The organism is Kitasatospora sp. SolWspMP-SS2h, from assembly GCF_003259315.1.
GTDB lineage: Bacteria > Actinomycetota > Actinomycetes > Streptomycetales > Streptomycetaceae > Kitasatospora > Kitasatospora fiedleri.
In genome coordinates this window covers 1-17,251 of sequence record NZ_QLLT01000010.1, presented here as the reverse complement: position 1 = coordinate 17,251, position 17,251 = coordinate 1, and the positions used below count along the sequence as shown (strand labels likewise).

15 protein-coding genes and 1 pseudogene are annotated in these 17,251 nt (G+C 75.4%); 9 read left to right on the top strand and 7 right to left on the bottom strand.

The window, feature by feature from the left end; translation table 11 throughout:
* Positions 1-85: 85 nt before the first annotated feature.
* On the bottom strand, positions 86-772 hold the full coding sequence (locus K353_RS13965) for an alpha/beta fold hydrolase (RefSeq protein WP_111553924.1): 687 nt from the start codon (positions 770-772) through the stop codon (positions 86-88).
* A gap of 149 nt (positions 773-921) precedes the next feature.
* Between K353_RS13965 and K353_RS13960 the strand changes: the two genes are divergently transcribed.
* Positions 922-1,905, top strand: coding sequence for a YafY family protein (locus K353_RS13960; RefSeq protein WP_111553923.1), 984 nt, complete (start codon positions 922-924; stop codon positions 1,903-1,905).
* Positions 1,906-1,985: 80 nt separating this feature from the next.
* Here K353_RS13960 and K353_RS13955 read toward each other — a convergent pair whose 3' ends face one another.
* Together K353_RS13955 and K353_RS13950 are read right to left on the bottom strand one after the other, a co-directional pair.
* Positions 1,986-3,116, bottom strand: coding sequence for an NAD(P)-binding domain-containing protein (locus K353_RS13955; protein ID WP_233533569.1), 1,131 nt, complete (start codon positions 3,114-3,116; stop codon positions 1,986-1,988).
* Between the two features lie 22 nt (positions 3,117-3,138).
* Entirely contained in the window at positions 3,139-4,044 is a 906-nt protein-coding gene (locus K353_RS13950; RefSeq protein ID WP_111553921.1) for a RimK family alpha-L-glutamate ligase, read from the bottom strand.
* A 409-nt stretch (positions 4,045-4,453) separates the two neighbouring features.
* On the opposite strand from K353_RS13950, the pseudogene K353_RS13945 reads away from it, so the two are divergent.
* Positions 4,454-5,534, top strand: a pseudogene (locus tag K353_RS13945) (vWA domain-containing protein).
* Between the two features lie 92 nt (positions 5,535-5,626).
* On the opposite strand, the gene K353_RS13940 reads toward K353_RS13945, so the two are convergent.
* Positions 5,627-5,998, bottom strand: coding sequence for a YbjQ family protein (locus K353_RS13940; RefSeq protein ID WP_111553920.1), 372 nt, complete (start codon positions 5,996-5,998; stop codon positions 5,627-5,629).
* A 142-nt stretch (positions 5,999-6,140) separates the two neighbouring features.
* Between K353_RS13940 and K353_RS13935 the strand changes: the two genes are divergently transcribed.
* The 6 genes from K353_RS13935 to K353_RS13910 all read left to right on the top strand — a co-directional run bounded on the left by K353_RS13935 (position 6,141) and on the right by K353_RS13910 (position 13,182).
* Positions 6,141-7,058: a hypothetical protein gene (locus K353_RS13935; RefSeq protein ID WP_146616459.1), complete on the top strand. Its 918-nt coding sequence runs from the start codon at positions 6,141-6,143 to the stop codon at positions 7,056-7,058.
* Positions 7,059-7,075: 17 nt separating this feature from the next.
* Positions 7,076-7,861, top strand: coding sequence for a peptidyl-tRNA hydrolase (locus tag K353_RS13930; protein ID WP_111553918.1), 786 nt, complete (start codon positions 7,076-7,078; stop codon positions 7,859-7,861).
* Positions 7,862-8,337: 476 nt separating this feature from the next.
* Positions 8,338-9,066: a hypothetical protein gene (locus K353_RS13925; RefSeq protein WP_233533568.1), complete on the top strand. Its 729-nt coding sequence runs from the start codon at positions 8,338-8,340 to the stop codon at positions 9,064-9,066.
* Positions 9,067-9,078: 12 nt separating this feature from the next.
* Positions 9,079-11,205 (top strand): bifunctional lysylphosphatidylglycerol flippase/synthetase MprF, encoded by a 2,127-nt coding sequence (locus K353_RS13920; RefSeq protein ID WP_199528095.1) that lies wholly within the window; start codon positions 9,079-9,081, stop codon positions 11,203-11,205.
* A 439-nt stretch (positions 11,206-11,644) separates the two neighbouring features.
* On the top strand, positions 11,645-12,292 hold the full coding sequence (locus tag K353_RS13915; RefSeq protein WP_111553916.1) for a hypothetical protein: 648 nt from the start codon (positions 11,645-11,647) through the stop codon (positions 12,290-12,292).
* A 143-nt stretch (positions 12,293-12,435) separates the two neighbouring features.
* Positions 12,436-13,182, top strand: coding sequence for a YcnI family protein (locus K353_RS13910; RefSeq protein ID WP_199528094.1), 747 nt, complete (start codon positions 12,436-12,438; stop codon positions 13,180-13,182).
* Between the two features lie 76 nt (positions 13,183-13,258).
* On the opposite strand, the gene K353_RS13905 is transcribed toward K353_RS13910, so the two are convergent.
* On the bottom strand, positions 13,259-14,995 hold the full coding sequence (locus tag K353_RS13905) for an amidase (protein ID WP_111553914.1): 1,737 nt from the start codon (positions 14,993-14,995) through the stop codon (positions 13,259-13,261).
* A gap of 148 nt (positions 14,996-15,143) precedes the next feature.
* On the opposite strand from K353_RS13905, the gene K353_RS13900 reads away from it, so the two are divergent.
* Positions 15,144-16,163, top strand: a complete 1,020-nt coding sequence (locus K353_RS13900; RefSeq protein ID WP_111553913.1) for a LacI family DNA-binding transcriptional regulator — start codon at positions 15,144-15,146, stop codon at positions 16,161-16,163.
* On the opposite strand, the gene K353_RS13895 is transcribed toward K353_RS13900, so the two are convergent.
* Both K353_RS13895 and K353_RS13890 read right to left on the bottom strand, forming a co-directional pair.
* Complete coding sequence (locus K353_RS13895) at positions 16,142-16,813, bottom strand: peptide deformylase (RefSeq protein ID WP_111553912.1); 672 nt, start codon at positions 16,811-16,813, stop codon at positions 16,142-16,144. The two genes, K353_RS13900 and K353_RS13895, sit on opposite strands and share 22 nt — an antisense overlap.
* A 76-nt stretch (positions 16,814-16,889) precedes the next feature.
* A partial coding sequence (locus K353_RS13890; protein ID WP_199528093.1) for a superoxide dismutase occupies positions 16,890-17,251 on the bottom strand: 362 nt, incomplete at its 5' end.

The following is a 17,251-nucleotide window of genomic DNA, read 5'->3' as shown; positions in this document are numbered from 1 at the left end:
CGGTGGCGGTCGGGGCCCCGGCCGCGGTCGGCCGCCGCAGCGGTCGGGGACTCAGCCGCGGACGGTCACCGCAGCGGTCGGGGACTCAATCGCGGACGGTCGCCGCGTCGATCAGGGCGGCCAGTTCGGCGGGCCGGCTGAACATCGGCCAGTGGCCGGAGTCCAGGTCCACGTACGCGATCCGCTCCATCCGGGACACCTCCGGCGCCGCGCCCGCCGCGACCCACCCCCGGACCTCGGTCGGCGCGGCCTCGGCGCAGACCATCGTCACCGGCACGCCGTAGCGCCGCTCGTCCGCCAACCGGACCGGTGCCAGCGCGACACCCGCCGGAACGGGCACGGCGTCCGCCGCGATCCGCTCCCGCAGCTCCGCGTCCAGGTCGGCGCTGGTCGGCCCCTCGAACGGCTCCCAGCCGGGGAACGGCACCGCGCCGTCCACCACCGGGAACAGGTCCGCGTACGCCTTCCCGTCCCCGTGCGGGAAGCCGTCCACCAGCACCAGCCCCGCGACCGCCGCCGGGCGGGCGTCCACGGCCATCCACCCCAGCGTGCAGGCCGCCGAGTGCGCCACCAGCAGCGGCCCGCCCTCCGCCGCGTCCACGGCGGCCACCACGGCCGCCAGCTGCTCCGCCAGCGTCGCCTCCGCGCGGCCGTCGCCCTGGCCGGGCAGGGTCAGCGGCACCGGGCGGTGGCCGCGCGCGGCGAGGGCGGGGACGACCGCGTCCCAGGCGCTGCCGTCCAGCCAGAGGCCGCCGATCAGTAGGACGTCCATGGTGTTCCTCCACGTGCCGGGGGCCGCGAGCGGCCCGTTCGAGCGGTTCGCGGACCAGGCTAGGGAGGGTTCAGGACGATCGGCTTCCTGATCGGGAGGGACGTTTCGGGCCCAGGGCCCCCGGGCCGCGCTTCCGTAGGCTGTCGGGTGTGGCGACCACGGAGACCAGCCCCACCGCCCGGGCGCTGCGCGCGCTGGAGATCCTGCGCGACCGGCCCGGGACGACCGCCGAGCAGCTCGCGGAGCGGCTGGGGGTGAGCGACCGGGCCGCCCGGCGGTACGTGGCGATCCTGCGGGAGGCGGGCGTGCCCGTCGAGTCGGAGCGCGGCCCCTACGGCGGGTACCGGCTGGGGCGCGGGGCCCGGCTGGCACCGGTGTCGTTCACGCAGGAGGAGGCGCTCGGACTGGTCATGGCGGTGCTGGACGGGCGGCCCGCCGCCGCCGATCCGGACGACCCGGTGGGGGCCGCGCTCGGCAAGGTGGTCCGGGCGCTGCCCGAGGCGATCGGGCGGCAGGCCGCCGCGCTGCGGGCGCACGCCGCCGCCGCGCCCGACCCGTACCCGGCGCACCCCGACCCGGCGGTCGCCAGCACGCTCGTGGAGGCGATCGCGGCCCGGCGGCGGGCGGTGATCAGCTACCGGGGCCCGGGCGGCGACGAGTGGCGCGCCGAGGTCGACCCGTGGGCGGTGGTGGTGCGGCGGGCCCGCTGGTACCTGCTGTGCCACTCGCACCGGTCGGACGCCGTGCGGACCTACCGGATCGACCGTGTCCGGGCCGCCGAGCGGAGCGGCACGCCGTTCGAGCCGCCGGAGGGACTCGACCCGGTCGCCGTGCTGGAGCGGCACCTGGGCAGCGGCTGGGCGTTCCGCACCCGGGTGCTGTTCGACGCGCCGTTCGAGCAGGTCGCCCCGTGGGTCGGCCCGACCATGGGACGACTCCGACCGGCGGGCGGGGGCTGCCTGCTGGAGGGCAGCACCCGCAACCCGGCGATGTACGCGGGGGAGTGGCTGGCGGCCGTCCCGTTCCCGTTCCGGGTCCTGGACGGGCCCGAACTGCGGGAGGCGGTGGCCGCGTTGGCGGCCCGGTTCGCGGCGGCGGGCGAATCGCCGGAGGACGGACCGCCGCAGAGCTGAGCCGCCGCAGGGCGAATCGCCGTAGGGCGAGCCGCCGCAGAACCGAACCGCGTGGGGCGAACCGTCGCAGAACCGAGCCGTCAGACCGCGGCGGACCGGGCGGGTATGGGCGCCGGGGTCCCCAGCAACCGGACCACTTCGTTGACCGCCGTGCGGCCCGCCCGGTTGGCGCCGACCGTGGACGCGGACGGGCCGTAGCCCAGCAGGTGCACCCGCGGGTCGGCGGCGACCCGGGTGCCGTCCATCCGGATGCCGCCGCCCGGGCCGCGCAGGCCCAGCGGGGCGAGGTGGGTGAGCTCGGCCCGGAAGCCGGTCGCCCAGACGATCGCGTCGACGGGCAACTCCTCGTCGCCCCAGGCCACTCCGCGCGCGGTGAGCCGGTCGAACATCGGGCGGCGGCGCAGCACGCCCAGCTCCTCGGCCCGCCGGTAGGCGACGCTCGGGCCCAGGCCCGTCACCGAGACCACGCTGCGCACCGGCAGCCCGGCCCGCACCCGCTCGTCCACCCGGGCGACCACCTCGCGGCCGAACTCCTCGGTGAACGGCCCCCGGTGGACCACCGGCGGGGTGCGGGTCACCCACACCGTCTCGGCCACCGCGCCGAGCTCGGAGAGCACCTGCACCGCCGAGGCCCCGCCGCCCACCACGACCACCCGCTGCCCGGCGAACTCCGCCGGGCCCCGGTAGTCGGCGTAGTGCAGCTGCCGCCCGGCGAAGTGCCCCGGGTAGCGGGGCAGGAACGGCCTGGTCCAGGTGCCGGTGGCGTTCAGCAGCGCGCGGGCGGCCCAGCGCCCGGCGTCGGTCTCCACCAGCAGCCGCCCGTCCGGGCCGCCGTCGGGGCGCCCGTCCGGCCGCTCGCGCACCGCGAGCACCTTCACCGGCCGCAGCACCGGCAGCGCGTGCCGCGCCTCGTACGCGGCGAAGTAGCCGGGGACGGCCACCCGGGCCTCGGTGGCCGGGTCGGTGGCGGGGAGCTCGAAGTCCGGCAGGTCGTGGAAGCCGTGCACGGTGGCCATGGTGAGCGAGGGGGAGCGGTGCGCCCAGGCGCCGCCGGGCGCGTCGTCCACGTCCAGCACCACGAAGCCGGTGTGCGGGGCGAAGCCGCGGCGGCGCAGGTGGTAGGCGGCGGACAGGCCGGCCTGGCCCGCGCCGATCACCAGCGCGTCCACCGCGCGGACGGTGCCGTCGTCCGCGTCGTCCACGGGGCTCACGCGCTCGGCGGTGCTTGCACGTTCAACAGTCACGCCGGTGAAACACCGGGGCGCGATCCGGTGTTCCCGGCAGCAGCGCGCGGGCCGCGGCGGCCAGCCGGTCCGGGCCGTCCGGGCACAGGGCGAGGAACAGCCGGGGCTCGGTCAGCTCCAGCTCGATCAGCGCGGGCGAACCGTCCGCCAGGCGGACCAGGTCGACCCGGGCGTACAGCAGCTCGCCCGGCTCCGCCGCCACCGCCAGCACCCGGGCGGCGAGCGCCAGTTGGTCGGCGTCCGGCTCGCGGGCGACGTCCGCGAAACCGCCGCCCAGCATCGGGCCGCGGCGCACCGCGTGGCTGAACTCCCCGCCCAGGTACAGCAGCGAGGTCTCGCCCTCGTCCTCCACCATCGCCAGGTACGGCTGCACCATCGCCGTCCGCCCGGCCGCCGTCAGCGCGGCGACCTGCGCCAGCGCCTCGGCCCGGTCCGCGGTGCGCACGGTGTCCCGCGCGCCGGAGGAGACCGTCGGCTTGACCACCAGCTCCGGCCAGTCGACCGCCGCCACGCCGTCCACCGGGTCACCCGGGGCGACCCAGAGCGTCGGCACCACCGGCAGCCCGGCGGCGGCCAGTTCGCGCAGGTAGGTCTTGTCGGTGTTGCGCTCCAGCACCCGGGCCGGATTGGCCAGCCGGGTCAGCGCGGAGACCCGCCGCGACCAGGCCAGGAACTCCGCGCGGTGCAGGATGTAGTCCCAGACGCTGCGCACCAGCACCAGGTCGTACCCCGCCCAGTCCACCCCCGGGTCGTTCCAGAACACCGCCTCCGCGCTCACCCCGAGCCGCGCGAACGCCGCCAGCACCGGCATCGCCTCCCCGTCCTCCACCCCGCGGCAGGTGGCGTACGCGACCCGCTGGGGCCGGCGGACGGGCGGGTGCAGGGCGGTGCTCACGGGAGGCTCCTGGCGTCGGGGCGGAAGAGTGCGCAGCGAGCGTCTTATGGGGCCCTGACCAGTGTCAACCGGTATGTCATCCCGTCCGACGAGATGGCCGGGGCGTGGCCGGACGGCGCCGGACGGTGATCGTTCCGGCCAGCGCTGGCCCGAGCGCGTTCGGGCGTGTTCGCGCGCGTTCGGGCCCGTTCCGACGCGTTCGGGCGCGTTCCGGCGGATCGGACGGAATGCGCCCTGGTGGAATGCGCCCGAATGGAATCCGTCCGGCCGGAATTCTTCCGAACGGGCCCCGGAATGGGCGGGCCGCCGGGCCGGACGGGATTGTCAGTGGGCCGCCGTAAGGTGGGGAACACGCTGGAGGGGGCGCTGGAAGAGGCGTCGGGAACGGCGTGGGAAAAGGGGCGGCGAAATGTCTGCGAACAGGATCGAGCACAAGGTCAACCACGTCTCGCTGGTGGTCGACAAATCCGGTTCGATGCGCCGGCACGAGGCGCAGCTGGTCCGGGTGGTGGACGAATTCGTGAAGGGCCTCCAGGAGGAGTCCGACCGCCTCGGCCACGAGACCAGGATCAGCCTCTACGCCTTCGACCACGAGGTGCGGAACCTGGTCTGGGACATGGACGTCAAGCACCTGCCGTCCCTCAAGGGCCTCTACGCGGTCGCCAACGGCGCGACGGCGCTGATCGAGGCGGCGGTGAAGTCCGTCGACGACCTCAAGCACGTCTGGGAGGGCTACGGCGAGCACTCCTTCCTCCAGGTCGTCGTGACCGACGGCGAGGAGAACGCCTCCGGCTGCGCGGAGAGCGGCCTGATGCACACCCGGATGAAGAAGACCGAGGGCGCCGCCGTCCTGCGCGGCTGGATGGACCGCATCCGCACCGCCATGGCCGACCTCCCCGACCACTGGACGTCGGCGATCCTGGTCCCCAACTCGCTGGCCAAGCGCACCGCCCAGGAGTACGGCTTCCCGGCGGGCAACATCGCGATCTGGGACGCGGACTCCAGCGGCGGCGTCGAGGAGGCCATCGACACCGTCAAGACCGCCGCCACCAGCTTCCTGCGCGGCCGCGAGAAGGGCGTGCGCGGCACCAAGAGCCTCTTCGCCATGGGGCAGGACCTGAGCGCGGCCGACGTGAGCGCCCACCTCGAAGCCCTGGACACCGGGGCCTACGCCCTCGTCCCGGTCGACCGGCAGGCCCCCATCCGGGAGTTCGTCACCGGCGCCGGGCACCGGCTGCTCCTTCTACGAGCTCTCCAAGCGCGAGAGGGTCCAGGGCGGCAAGCAGCTCGCGGTGGCCGAGAAGGACCCGGCCACCGGCCTGATGACGGGCCGGGTCTTCTCCGGCCCGGCGGCCCGCAGCCTGCTGGGCCTGCCCGCCGCGGAGACCACGGTGAAGCCGGGCGACAACCCGGCGTACACCGTGTTCGTCCAGTCGACCTCGGTCAACCGCAAGCTGGTGCCCGGCACCCGGGTGCTCGTCATGCTGTAGGCCCGGCCCGGCCCCTGCTGCCCCGGGCCGGCGGCCCCGGAATACGCCGGTCCGGGGCCGCCGGGGAGCCGGGGGAGTAGGTGGGGGGCAGGTCAGGCGAGCGGCTCGATCACGGCGGCCGTGCCGTACGCGCAGACCTCCGTTCCGACGTCGGCGGCCTCCGAGACGTCGAAGCGCATCATCAGCACGGCGTTGCCGCCGCGCGCCCTGGTCTGCTCGACCAGCCGCGCCATGGCCTCGTTCCGGGTCTCGGCCAGGGTCTTGGTGAGACCCTTGAGTTCGCCGCCCATCAGGGACTTGAGACCGGCGCCGATCTGCGAGCCCAGGTGCCGGGAGCGCACCGTCAGGCCGAACACCTCGCCGATCACCCGGACCACCCGGTACCCGGGCACGTCGTTCGTGGTCACCACCAGCACGCCGCCGGACGGGTCCTGCCCGCCGCCGAAATCGTTCAGTTCGCTCATGCCACCAGCCTCCCGCCCGGACGGCCCGCCGACCGCCCCGGCGCGCCGGGCGATCGCGCTCCGCGCCCGCGCGCCACCGCCGCCGGACACCGGATCACGAGAGCTGATGGACACCGGCCACCGGGTTTGTCAACCTTGTCGCATGGGCGAGCGAAGCGATCATCCACAGGGGCCGCACGCGGCGGAGGAGTCCGGCGCGCAGGAGATCGAGGCCACGGTGGTGCTGGGGCTGCGGATCACCGACTGGCCGGCACTGCGGGCCGCCGCACGGGCGGCCGTCGAGGAGCTGGACTTCGACGGCATCGACCCCGAGGGCCAGCGCGCCCAACTGCTGCGCGAGGTCGCCGAGGACCCCAACGCGGCCCTCGGCGCGCTGCTCCACCCCGACCGGCTGGTCGCGTCCCTGCCCGGCATCGAGGCGCTCGGCGGCACCCTGGAGATCAGCGTCACCGACGACTTCGCCCCCGACTTCGCCGAGCTGTTCCCGCTCGACGACGACGGCGACACCGGCGACTGGACGCTCACCCCGCGCACCGCCTGCCTGCTGCACACCCAGCTGATCGGCCTCGCCGACGCCGCCTACGAAGACCTGGAGGACCACGGCGACGACCCCGTCACCGTCGCCGACGAGGGCGAGTGGACGGTCCTCGGCCGCCTCCCGCAGCGCACCTGGAGCCTGCACCGCGGCTGGCGGCGCGCCTTCGCCCGGGCCTTCGACGACCTCGCCGACGACCTCGCCATCGGCGAGTGGCCGCTGCCCCGCTGCCCCGCCGAGGACGTCGCACTGCGCCTGGCCCTGGCCGACGCCCGCGCCCTGCTCGGCGCGCAGCCCGAGTCGGTGGCCGACATGATGGGCGACCTGCCCGCCGACCTGTACGACTACGACTGGGACGGCTGCGGCGACGAACTGTTCGGCGTCTACGGCCCCGACGAGGAGGACAGCGACCTCGACGCGGACCAGCGGATCGACCGGCTGCTGGCCGCCACCCACCCCGAGGGCTGGTTCCTCGGCTACGAGGACGCCGAGGAGCGCGACCCCGGCCGGGGCTACCGCCGCTGAACTGGCATGCTGGACGGGTGAGCTCACCCTTCGATCTCCCCGCCCGGCAGCCCGAGCCCTCCGCGTCCGCCACCCCCTCCGCCGCTCCCGCCGTCGGCGGGCACGCGGAGGACCGCGACACCCGCCCGCAGTACGTGCTGCCGCTGGTGGTCCGGCTGGAGCGGGCCGACCCGCCCGCCCGGACCGACGCGCTGGAGACCTCCGCGCGCGCCGTCCTCACCCTGCTCGCCGACCCCCGGGTCACCGACGCGGACGGCGAGTGGGCCGAGCGGGTCGCCGCCTGGGAGGACGCCCGGATCCGCAAGGTGGTCCGGCGCGCCCGCGGCGGCGAGTGGCGCAAGGCCGCCGAACTCCCCGGCATCACCGTCACCGGGGAGAGCGCCGAGGTACGGGTGTTCCCGCCGATCCCGCTGGACGGCTGGCCCAAGGACCTCGCCAAGCTCCAGGTCTCCGGCACCGACCTCGACGACCCGCGGCCCCCCGGCCCCGCCCCGGAGGGCGTCCCCGTGCTCTGGCTCAACCCCGCACTCGAGATGAGCGCCGGCAAGACCATGGCCCAGACCGGCCACGCCGCCCAACTCGCCTGGTGGGAACTGGACACCCCCCAGCGCGAGAAGTGGGCCGCCGACGGCTTCCCCCTGGCCGTCCGCACGTCCCCCGCCCCCGCCTGGCCCACCCTCACCGACGGCCGACTCCCGGTGGTCCGCGACGCCGGCTTCACCGAGATCGCCCCGGGCAGCGCGACCGTCGCCGCCGACCTCGGCGGGCACTACCGCCCCGCCCCGCGCCTGCGGCACCGGTGACGCGCGAACCTGCCCGCGATCCGGCGACGCGGCAGGTCGGACGTGCGGGTTCCGGGTGGTCGCATGTCTCCGGAGGTCTTCCGGCAGGGTAGGGGACGGTGCTCCTGCCGATGACCGGGCGGACGGTGCCCACGGAACAACTGCGATGACGGGGTTGCGGCACTCCGGGAGATCACCCGGTGACCGGGACCGCCCTTCCGAGCCCGATCCCTGGCAACCGGAACGCAGCGCGCGGCCCGCTTCCTCGGTCCCCCGGCCGCCTGCCTGCGCCGGGCGCCGGACAGTCCGCCCAGTCCACCCGAGCGGGCAGCAGTTCAAGAACGGACGGTCTGCCCAGCCCGCTGCCGTGCGGCGCGTTCCGGTCGAGCGGCCGGACGCGGGTGGCGCCTCGTCCGCCCGGGAGTTCCGCTCGGGGCAACCGGTATCCGGTTGCGGCTGAGCCGGTGCTGACGGAGCCTGGCGAGGGGAGCCGGGGGGTGAAGGGCGGACGTGTGATGCGGCAGCAGGCCGGCTTCGTCCTGACGGTCACGTCGAACAGCGTGGCGCTGTGGATGCTGACCGCCTTCGTGGTGACCTTCGTGGTCACCCGGGTGGTCACCCGGCTGATCCGCTCGGGTCGAGGCCCGTTCAGGGACGTCCGGGTCGGCGGCACGCACGTGCACCACGCGGTCTTCGGGATCATGGCGGTGCTCGTGGCCGGGGCGCTGGAGTTCTGCTACCGGCCGCACAGTCCGTTGGCGCAGGTCCTGGGCGCGCTATTCGGGGCCGGCGCGGCGCTGACGCTGGACGAGTTCGCGCTGTGGCTGCACCTGGAGGACGTGTACTGGGCGCAGGAGGGCCGCAAGTCGGTGGACGCGGTGTTCATCGCCGTCGCGGTGGGCGTGCTGCTGATCGGCGACAGCCCGTTCACTCCCGACAAGGACGAGAGCCCGGCCGCGTTCGCCGTGGTCAGGGGGGTCCAGGTGCTGCTCTCCCTGGGGGCCATCCTCAAGGGCAAGACCGCGCTCGGGGTGATCGGCCTGTTCGTCCCCCTGGTGGCACTGGTCGCTGTCGGGCGGCTCGCGAAGCCGACCTCGCCGTGGGCACGCTGGAGGTATCCGCCGGACTCGCGGAAGGCGGCCCGTTCCCTGGCGCGGTTCCCCCCGGGGCGCCGTACCCGGATGGACGCCGTCAAGGACTTCTTGGGGGGCACTCCCCATTCGTAGCGGAGGTCGGGCATGGCCGGCGAAGAGCGGAGAGCGACGGGCCCCCGGGTCCTGGGGGCGGTGCTGCGGCTGCCGTTCACCGTCGGGACGGCACTGTTCGTCCTGGCGCTGGGGTTGGCCGTGGGCGGACTGTGGTCCCCGGTCCAGGACGCCTCCTGGTACCCCGACGCCGCCTACGGACTGCCTTCGTTCGAGGCGGGGCGGTGGTGGACCGTGGTCACCGGGGCGCTGCTGGGCGGGCGGCCGGGTGACTACGCGGCGATCCTGTTCGGGTTCGTGCTGCTGGTGGGCTTCGCGGAGTCCCGGATGGGGTGGCGCTGGGCGGCCGCGTTGACGTGGGGCGGGCAGGTGTTCGCGGTCCTGCTGACCGCTCTGCTGCTGCTGGTGCTGCGCACCACGGGCTGGGACTGGGCGGTGGGCCTGTCGCACCAGCTGGACACCGGGTTCTCGGCCGGGATGCTGCTGATCGGCACGATGGCCTCGGCCACGCTCCGCTCCCCGTGGCGGCTGCGGCTGCGGCTGGGCCTGATGGCATACGTGCTGGTGTCGCTGCTGTTCGTGGGGCAGATCGCCGACCTGGAGCACACCGTCGCCGTGGCGGCGGGACTGCTCGCCGGCCGGTGGATCCGCGTACCGGGCCGGGTGCCGCCCTCGGGCCGGTTGAGCAGGCGTGAATGGCGGCTGCTGGCGGTGGCGTGGCTGGTGTTCATCGCGGCCGTGCCGGTCATGGTCTGGCTGGTGCCGGGCGAGGGGCCGCTGGGCTCCACCTACGGCCTCTCGATGCCGGTCTGGGAGCTCGTCATCGGCCTGGCCGTCATCGCCCCGCTGATCAACGGACTGCGGCGGGGACGCCGGCGGGCCTGGTGGTGGACCCGGCTGATCGCCTCCGGGTACGTGGTCCTGGGCCTGCTGTTCGCGGTCCTGCTCGTGCTCGTCGAGATCCTCGGTGATGAGCAGGCCGAGGTCAGTGGGGCGGCCGTCATTCCCACGGCGCTGGCCTGGGTGGCGGAACTCGTCCTGCTGACCAGGGCCCGTGACGCCTTCCAGGTCCCCTCGCGCCCGCTGCGGCACCGGGCCGCCGCCGCGGCGGAACAGCGCCGGTCGGCCCAGGACCAGCGGGACGACGCGGTGTCGCTGCTGCAGCGGTACGGCGGGGGGAACCTCTCGTGGATGACGACCTGGCCGGACAACTCCTACTTCCACGCGAGCTCCGGGCAGTGCTACGTCGCCTACCGGCCGCACGCCGGGGTGGCGGTGGCGCTGGGCGACCCGGTGGGCGCCTCGGACGAGCGTGCGCGGGCGGTCGCGGAGTTCGCCGAGTTCTGCGACGACTCGGGCCTGATCCCCTGCTTCTTCTCCGCCACCGAGCAGGTCGCCCTGGCCGCGCAGCCCTTGGGTTGGCGTGGCGTCCAGGTCGCCGAGGACACCGTGATCGACCTGGAGCAGCTGGCGTTCCGCGGCAAACCCTGGCAGGACGTGCGCACCGCGCTGAATCGGGCGAAGAAGGAGGGCGTGGCCCACCGGTTGGTGACCCTGGCCGACGAGCCGCGGTCGGTGATCTGGCAGGTGCGGGCCCTGTCCGAGCAGTGGGTCGGCGACATGGGGCTGCCGGAGATGGGGTTCACCCTGGGCGGCGTCGAGGAGGCGATGGACCCCCGGGTGCTGGTCGGTCTCGCCGAGGACGGGGACGGGGTCCTCCAGGGCGTCACGTCCTGGATGCCCGTCTACGGCGGTGACTCCCAGGTGCGTGGTTGGACGCTGGACGTGATGCACCGCCGCCAGGGGGGCTTCCGCCCGGTGGTGGAGTTCCTGATCGCCTCCGGCTGCCTGGCCTTCCAGGAACGCGGGGCGCGGTTCGCGTCGCTGTCCGGCGCGCCGCTGGTACGCGGCGGGCCGGAGCGGCGGCCGACCGGCCTGGAACGGGTCCTGGACCAGCTGGGTGCCCAGCTGGAGCCGTACTACGGCTTCCGCTCGCTGCACGCCTTCAAGGCCAAGTTCCAGCCGCGCTACGACCCGATGTACCTGGTCTACCGCGACGAGGCCGATCTGCCGCGCATCGGTATCGCCTTGACGCGGGCCTACATGCCCGACGCCGGCCCGCGCGACCTGCTCGGCGCACTGTCCCACCGCCACCCCTGACCCGGGCACCGGCCACCTCGCGCCCCGCGATGAATCCCCGCAGGCCGGGGCACCCTTTGCGCCACCGGCCCCGATCGCCTGTCGCACCGCGGGTACGAGCCCCCGGCCGAGGACGGTACCGGCCGGGGAAGGAGAGCGGCAGTGCTCCAGGTCGCGCGCACGGCAGCGTGACGTGGCCGACCGGGCCGGGGCCACAAGCGCAACCGGGCCGCTGCGGTGGCCGGTTGGGCGCGGCAGTCGGTCAGCACGGGTCCGGAACACGGGCCCCGGACCGCAACAGCAAGGGATCTCCCAAGCAGGGAGCGCGCCCAGGCGCATGTGCTTGAGCGGGGCGTGAGCGAGATCGCCCCGGGCTCTGAAGCCCGGCATCCGGCCGTCGGAGGCCGTTGAGGACGCGTCCTGGCCCGGACGTCGGGGGACCTGCCAGAATGGGGCCGCCATGCCCGCGCCCTCCCGCTCCGGTGAACCGCGCACGGCCGCCCCGGACGTGCGGCTGGTGCGTGCGGCGGCGTTCGCGGGGGCGAGCGCGGTGCTCGGTTCGGCGGGGCACGCCGCCGCCTGCGGGAGCAGCGGGTGGGCGGCGATCGGGGCGGGGTGGCTGTTCCTGTTCTCCGGTGCCTGGGTCGCTGCGGGCCGCAGGCGCGGTCCGGTGGCGATCGTCGGGGCGAGCGTGCTGGGCCAGGTCCTGTTGCACCTGCTCCTCGTGCTCGCCGCGGTGCGGCCCGCGCCGCCGGTCGGCGCGGCACCGCCGGTCGGGGTGACGGCCGATCACCTCGACCACGCGCGCCTGTCGGGCGGCATGCTGCTCGCGCACGTGCTCGCGGCGCTCGCGGTCGGGGTGCTGCTGCACCGGGTCGAGGCGGCGTTGTGGCGGCTGCTCGGGCTGGCCCGCCGGGTGCGGGCGACGGTGCGCCGTCGGATGCGGCAGTTCGCGGCCCTGCTGGCCGTGCTCGTCCGAGGGCCGGTCCGCCGGCCGTCGGCGGCGGCCTGTCCGGTGCCCCGGTACGGCCGTCGGCTGGGGGTCCTGCTGATCGGTTACGCGGTGGTGCGGCGCGGTCCGCCCGTGGCGGGGTGCGCGCGGTCGTAGCGCCCGGCGGAGTCCGGGGTGGGTCGCGCGTCGCTCCCGACACCGGTCCGGTCCGGTCCGTTCCGGCCCGGTCGGCCGCAGGCCGCGTACCCCGTTCCGTCTCCACCGACGCCGTTGCCGCTTCCCCAGGAGGGGATCTCCGCATGCGTACTTCCACTGTCCGCCGAGCCTCTGTCCGCCGAGCCTCCACCGCCGTCGCGCTGGCCGCTTCCGCGGTGCTCGCCGCTGCCGTTCCGGCGTTCGCGCACGTCACCGTGCAGCCCGGCACCGCCACGCAGGGCGCCTGGACCGCCGTCGCGTTCCGGGTGCCGGACGAGAGTGACACCGCCTCCACCACTCGGTTGGAGGTCAACCTGCCCACCGACCACCCGGTGGCGTCGGTGTCGATCCAGCCCGTGCCCGGGTGGACCGCCACCGCCGAGAAGTCCAAGCTGGCGACGCCGCTGAAGACGGACGACGGCGATGAGATCACCGAGGCCGTCACGAAGATCACCTGGACCGCCGACGCCACCGGCAAGATCGGGCCCGGCCAGTTCCAGGACTTCAAGGTCTCGCTCGGCCCGCTGCCCACCGACACCGACAGGCTGGTCTTCAAGGCGCTGCAGACCTACGACGACGGCACCGTGGTCCGCTGGATCGAGGAGAGCAAGGACGGCCAGGCCGAACCCCAGCACCCGGCGCCGACGTTGGCCCTGACCAAGGCGGACGCGGGCACCAGCGCCGACGCCCACGGCATGACCGCCTCCCCGGCCGCCCCCGTCGCCGCCGCGGCGGCGGAGCCCTCGGACGACGACCCCACCGCCCGGACCCTCGGCGTGATCGGCCTCGTCGTCGGCGTGGTCGGCGCGGCCCTGGGCGTCCTCGGACTGCGCCGCCGCCCGTCCGCCTGATCCCACGGCGGTGTGCGGGTGGGGAGCGGTTCCCGCCGCCCCCCACCCGCGCGCCGGCCCCGACCGCCCCACCGCCTCAGTGCGACGGCAGCCGCGGGGTGCGCGGCGGTTCGGTGCGCCGGTGGCCGGTGGCCTCGAAGGCGGCACCGAGGGCGAGCAGCGCGTTGTCGTCGTGGGCCCGGCCGGCGAAGGTGAGGCCCACCGGCATGCCGGTGTCCGCCATGGTGCCCATCGGCACGGTCACGGTGGGGATGCCGAGGTGGCGGGGCACCAGGTTGCCGTTGGCGACCCAGACGCCGTTGCGCCAGCCCAGGTCGGCGGACTCGACGGAGACGTCCATGTCGGCGGGGGCGACGTCCGCGACCGCCGGGAAGACCACGGCGTCCAGGCCGAGTTCGTCCATCCACTGCTCCAGGTCGGTCCGGCGGGTCTCCTCCAGGCCGCGCAGTCCCTGCTCCAGGTGCGGCAGGTCGGTGAGGGAGGCGTACGGGCGCTCGCGCACGAAGCGCGGGTAGTCGCCGATGCGGTCGGCGAAGCCGGTGTAGCGGTCGGGGAGCGTGCCGGGCTGCTCGGGCCAGATCAGGGCGCCGTCCACGTCGGCGAGGGTGGCGAGCGCCGGGTCGCCGTTGGCGCGCAGGAAGTCGTCCCAGGCCCAGGCGGAGAGGTCCTCGATCTCGACGGCGAGGAAGTCGGGGCCGACCAGGCCGCGGGTGGACACGGAGGGCGCGCCGGGGCGGTCGGACTCGTAGTTGGTGACGACCGGGAAGTCGACCTCGACGACCTCGGCGCCGGCGGCCTCCAGGTCGCGCCGGGCGGCCTCCCAGAGGGTGATCACCGAGGGGCGGGTGTCGATCCGCCGTCCGGTGGGGCCGCCGATGCCGCCCCCGGGGTTGGTCCCGGCGTCCGGGTCGGCGTTGACGTACATCCGGGGCACGCCGACGCGCCGGCCGGCGAGCGCGGCGCGGGCCGCCGCCGCGTCGGCGGGGGCGAGTGCCGGGTAGGAGGCGGGCCGCACCTGCGAGGCCGCGGGCAGCGGGATCCACGGCTGCGCGCGCCACAGGTCGCCGCGGGTGTCCGGGTCGTCGGCCACGATGACGTCCAGCAGTTCGAGCAGGTCGGCCATGGTGCGGGTGTGCGGGACGACGACGTCCATGGTGGGGACGAGCGGCCAGTTGCCGCGCACCGAGATGACGCCGCGGCTGGGCGTGTAGGCGCACAGCGCGTTGTTCGAGGCGGGTGCCCGGCCGGAGGACCAGGTCTCCTCGCCGAGGCCGAACGCGCCGAACGAGGCCGCCGTCGCGGTGCCGGAGCCGTTGGAGGAGCCGGAGCCGTACGCGCTGGTCAGCCAGTGGGCGCTGTACGGGCTCTCGGCGCGGCCGTACAGGCCGCGCTGCATGCCGCCGTTGGCCATCGGCGGCATGTTGGTCAGGCCGATCAGGACGGCGCCGCCCGCGCGCAGCCGCTCGATCGCGAACGCGTCGTGCCGGGCGACGAGGTGCTCGAACGCGGGCGAGCCGGCCGCGGCCGTCAGCCCCTCGGCCAGGTAGCTGTTCTTCGCGGTGTAGGGGATGCCGTCCAGCGGGCCGAGGCTCTCGCCGCGGGCGCGGCGCGCGTCGGAGGCGGCGGCCTCGTCGCGGGCGCGCGGGTTCATCACCACCATGGCGTTGAGCGCGGTGGCGGTGCCGGGACGGTCGTAGGCGTCGATCCGGGCGAGGTAGGCGTCGAGCAGGGCGACCGCAGTGGTCCTGCCCTGCTCCAGCGCCGCGCGCAAATCCGCGATACCGGTCTCGACGACGTCGAACGCGCCTGTCATGCGGGTCTCCAGGAGGGTACGGGCGGGGCAGCGGACGCGTTCCGGCCGTCCGAGCGGTGCCGGAACGTTCCGGCGACCGCGAGCCTAGAGATGCCGGAACGTTCCGGCAAGTCCGGCCCGATCCTCTCCGGTGGCTAGACTCCGGGCTGTGACCAGCCGATCCGTGACCCTGCTCGACGTGGCCCGGGCCGCCGGGGTCTCCAAGAGCACCGCCTCCGACGCGCTCCTGGGCTCCGGCCGGGTCGCCGCCTCCACCCGCGAGCGCGTCCTGGCGGCCGCCCGCGACCTCGGCTACCGCCCCAACCCCGCCGCGCGCAGCCTGCGGCGGGCCAGCACCGGGGCGGTCGGGCTCTACCTGCCGCGCACCGCCACCCGGCTCGACTACTACCTGCGGCTGGCCTTCGGCGCCGTCGAGCGCTGCCGCCGGGACGGCCGGGACCTGGTCCTGCTGGCCCCCGGTCCCGGGGCGGCCGACGGGCTGGCGGCCAAGGTGGACGGCCTGGTGGTGGTCGACCCCGAACTCGGCGACGAGGCGGTGCCGCGCCTGCTCGGCGCGGGCGTCCCCGTGGTCACCGGCGAGCGCTACCTCGGCCGGGGCAGTGAACCCAGCGGCTCGGTGGTGTGCGACAACGCGGGCGCGCTGTCCGCCCTCCTCGACCACCTGGCCGGACGCGGCGCCCGCCGGCCCGCCCTGCTCGCTCCCGGGCCGGAGTCCGACTGGGCCGCCGCGCTGCGCGCCGCCGCCGAAGCGTGGTCGAGTCGGCACGGCACCCCGGTGCGGGTCCGGACGGTGCCGTTCGCCGCCACCCCGGCCGAGGCGCGGCGCGCCGCCGCACCGCTGCTGGCCGGTCCGGGGCGGGCCGACGCCGTGGTGTGTGCCCCCGACGGCGCGGTGACCGGCGTGCTGGCGGCCGCGACGGCGGCCGGGCTGCGGGTGGGGGAGCAGGTGCTGGTGGCCGCCTGCGTGGACGGTGCGGCGGCGCGGGAGGCGGACCCGCCGGTCACGGCGGTGGACCTGCGTCCGGCGGAGTACGGCCGGGCCTGCGCGGAACTGCTCGCCGACCTGCTCGCGGGCACCGCCGAGCCGGGCACGGTGCGCGGGCACGACTGGCGGCTCGTCGAGCGCTCCTCCACCGCGGGCGGGGGTCAGTCCGCTTCGAAGGCGTAGGAGTCGAGTGCGGCGGCCCGCTCGGCGCGGGCGGCGAGGACGGATTCGCGGCGTTCGGCGGATTCGGCCAGGACGGCGCGCCGTTCGCGCTTGCCGAAGCGGTCGACGTACAGCAGGCCGTCGAGGTGGTCGGTCTCGTGCTGGAGGCAGCGGGCGAAGTAGCCGGTGCCGGTCGGGGTGAGCGGGTTGCCGTGCAGGTCGCTGCCGCGGGCGGTGGCGCGGTCGGGGCGGGCGAGGGCGCGGCGGGGGCCCGGGACGGAGAGGCGGCCCTCGTCGGCCTCGGTCCGGCGCCGGGGACCGGGCGCCTCGTCCAGGACGGGGTCGGCGAGGTGCCCGACGTGGCGGACTCCGTCGTCATCGGGGCAGTCGTGGACGAACACCCGCAGGGCGACGCCGATCTGGTGGGCGGCCAGGCCGACGCCGCGGGCCGCGTACGTGGTGCGGAACATGTCGTCGACCAGCCGGGCGAGTTCGGGTGTGCCGAACTCCTCGACCGGTCGGCCGGGATGGTGCAGCACTTCCTCGCCGGCCTCGGTGATCCGCCGCACCCGGCCGCGTCCGGCCTCGGGGACGAGCGCGGGGCAGGCGTCGACGGGCGTGCCGAGCAGCCGGACCCGCCGGTCGGTCGGGGTCGGGCGCGGGCTGGTCACGGCTGTCCCTCCGGGGATGCGGGGAGCGGGTGCCGCCCCGGTTTGCGACCGGGGCGGCACCCGCGGTGGTGCTGCGTCAGGCCTGGGTGGCTGTGGTGTAGCGGGTGCTGACGTCCTGCCAGTTGACGACGTCCCAGAGGCGGGTGACGTAGTCGGGGCGGACGTTCTTGTACTGGAGGTAGTAGGCGTGCTCCCAGGCGTCGAAGGCGAGGAGGGGGGTGGTGCCCTGGCCGACGTTGCCGTGGTGGTCGTAGACCTGCTCGATGATCAGGCGCTTGCCGAGCGGTTCCCAGGAGAGGATGCCCCAGCCGGAGCCCTGGACGCCGACGGTGGCGGTGGTGAGCTGCTGCTTGAACGCTTCGAAGGAGCCGAAGTGCTCGGTGATGGCGTCGGCGAGCGGGCCGTCGGGGCGGTCGCCGCCCTCGGGGGAGAGGTTCT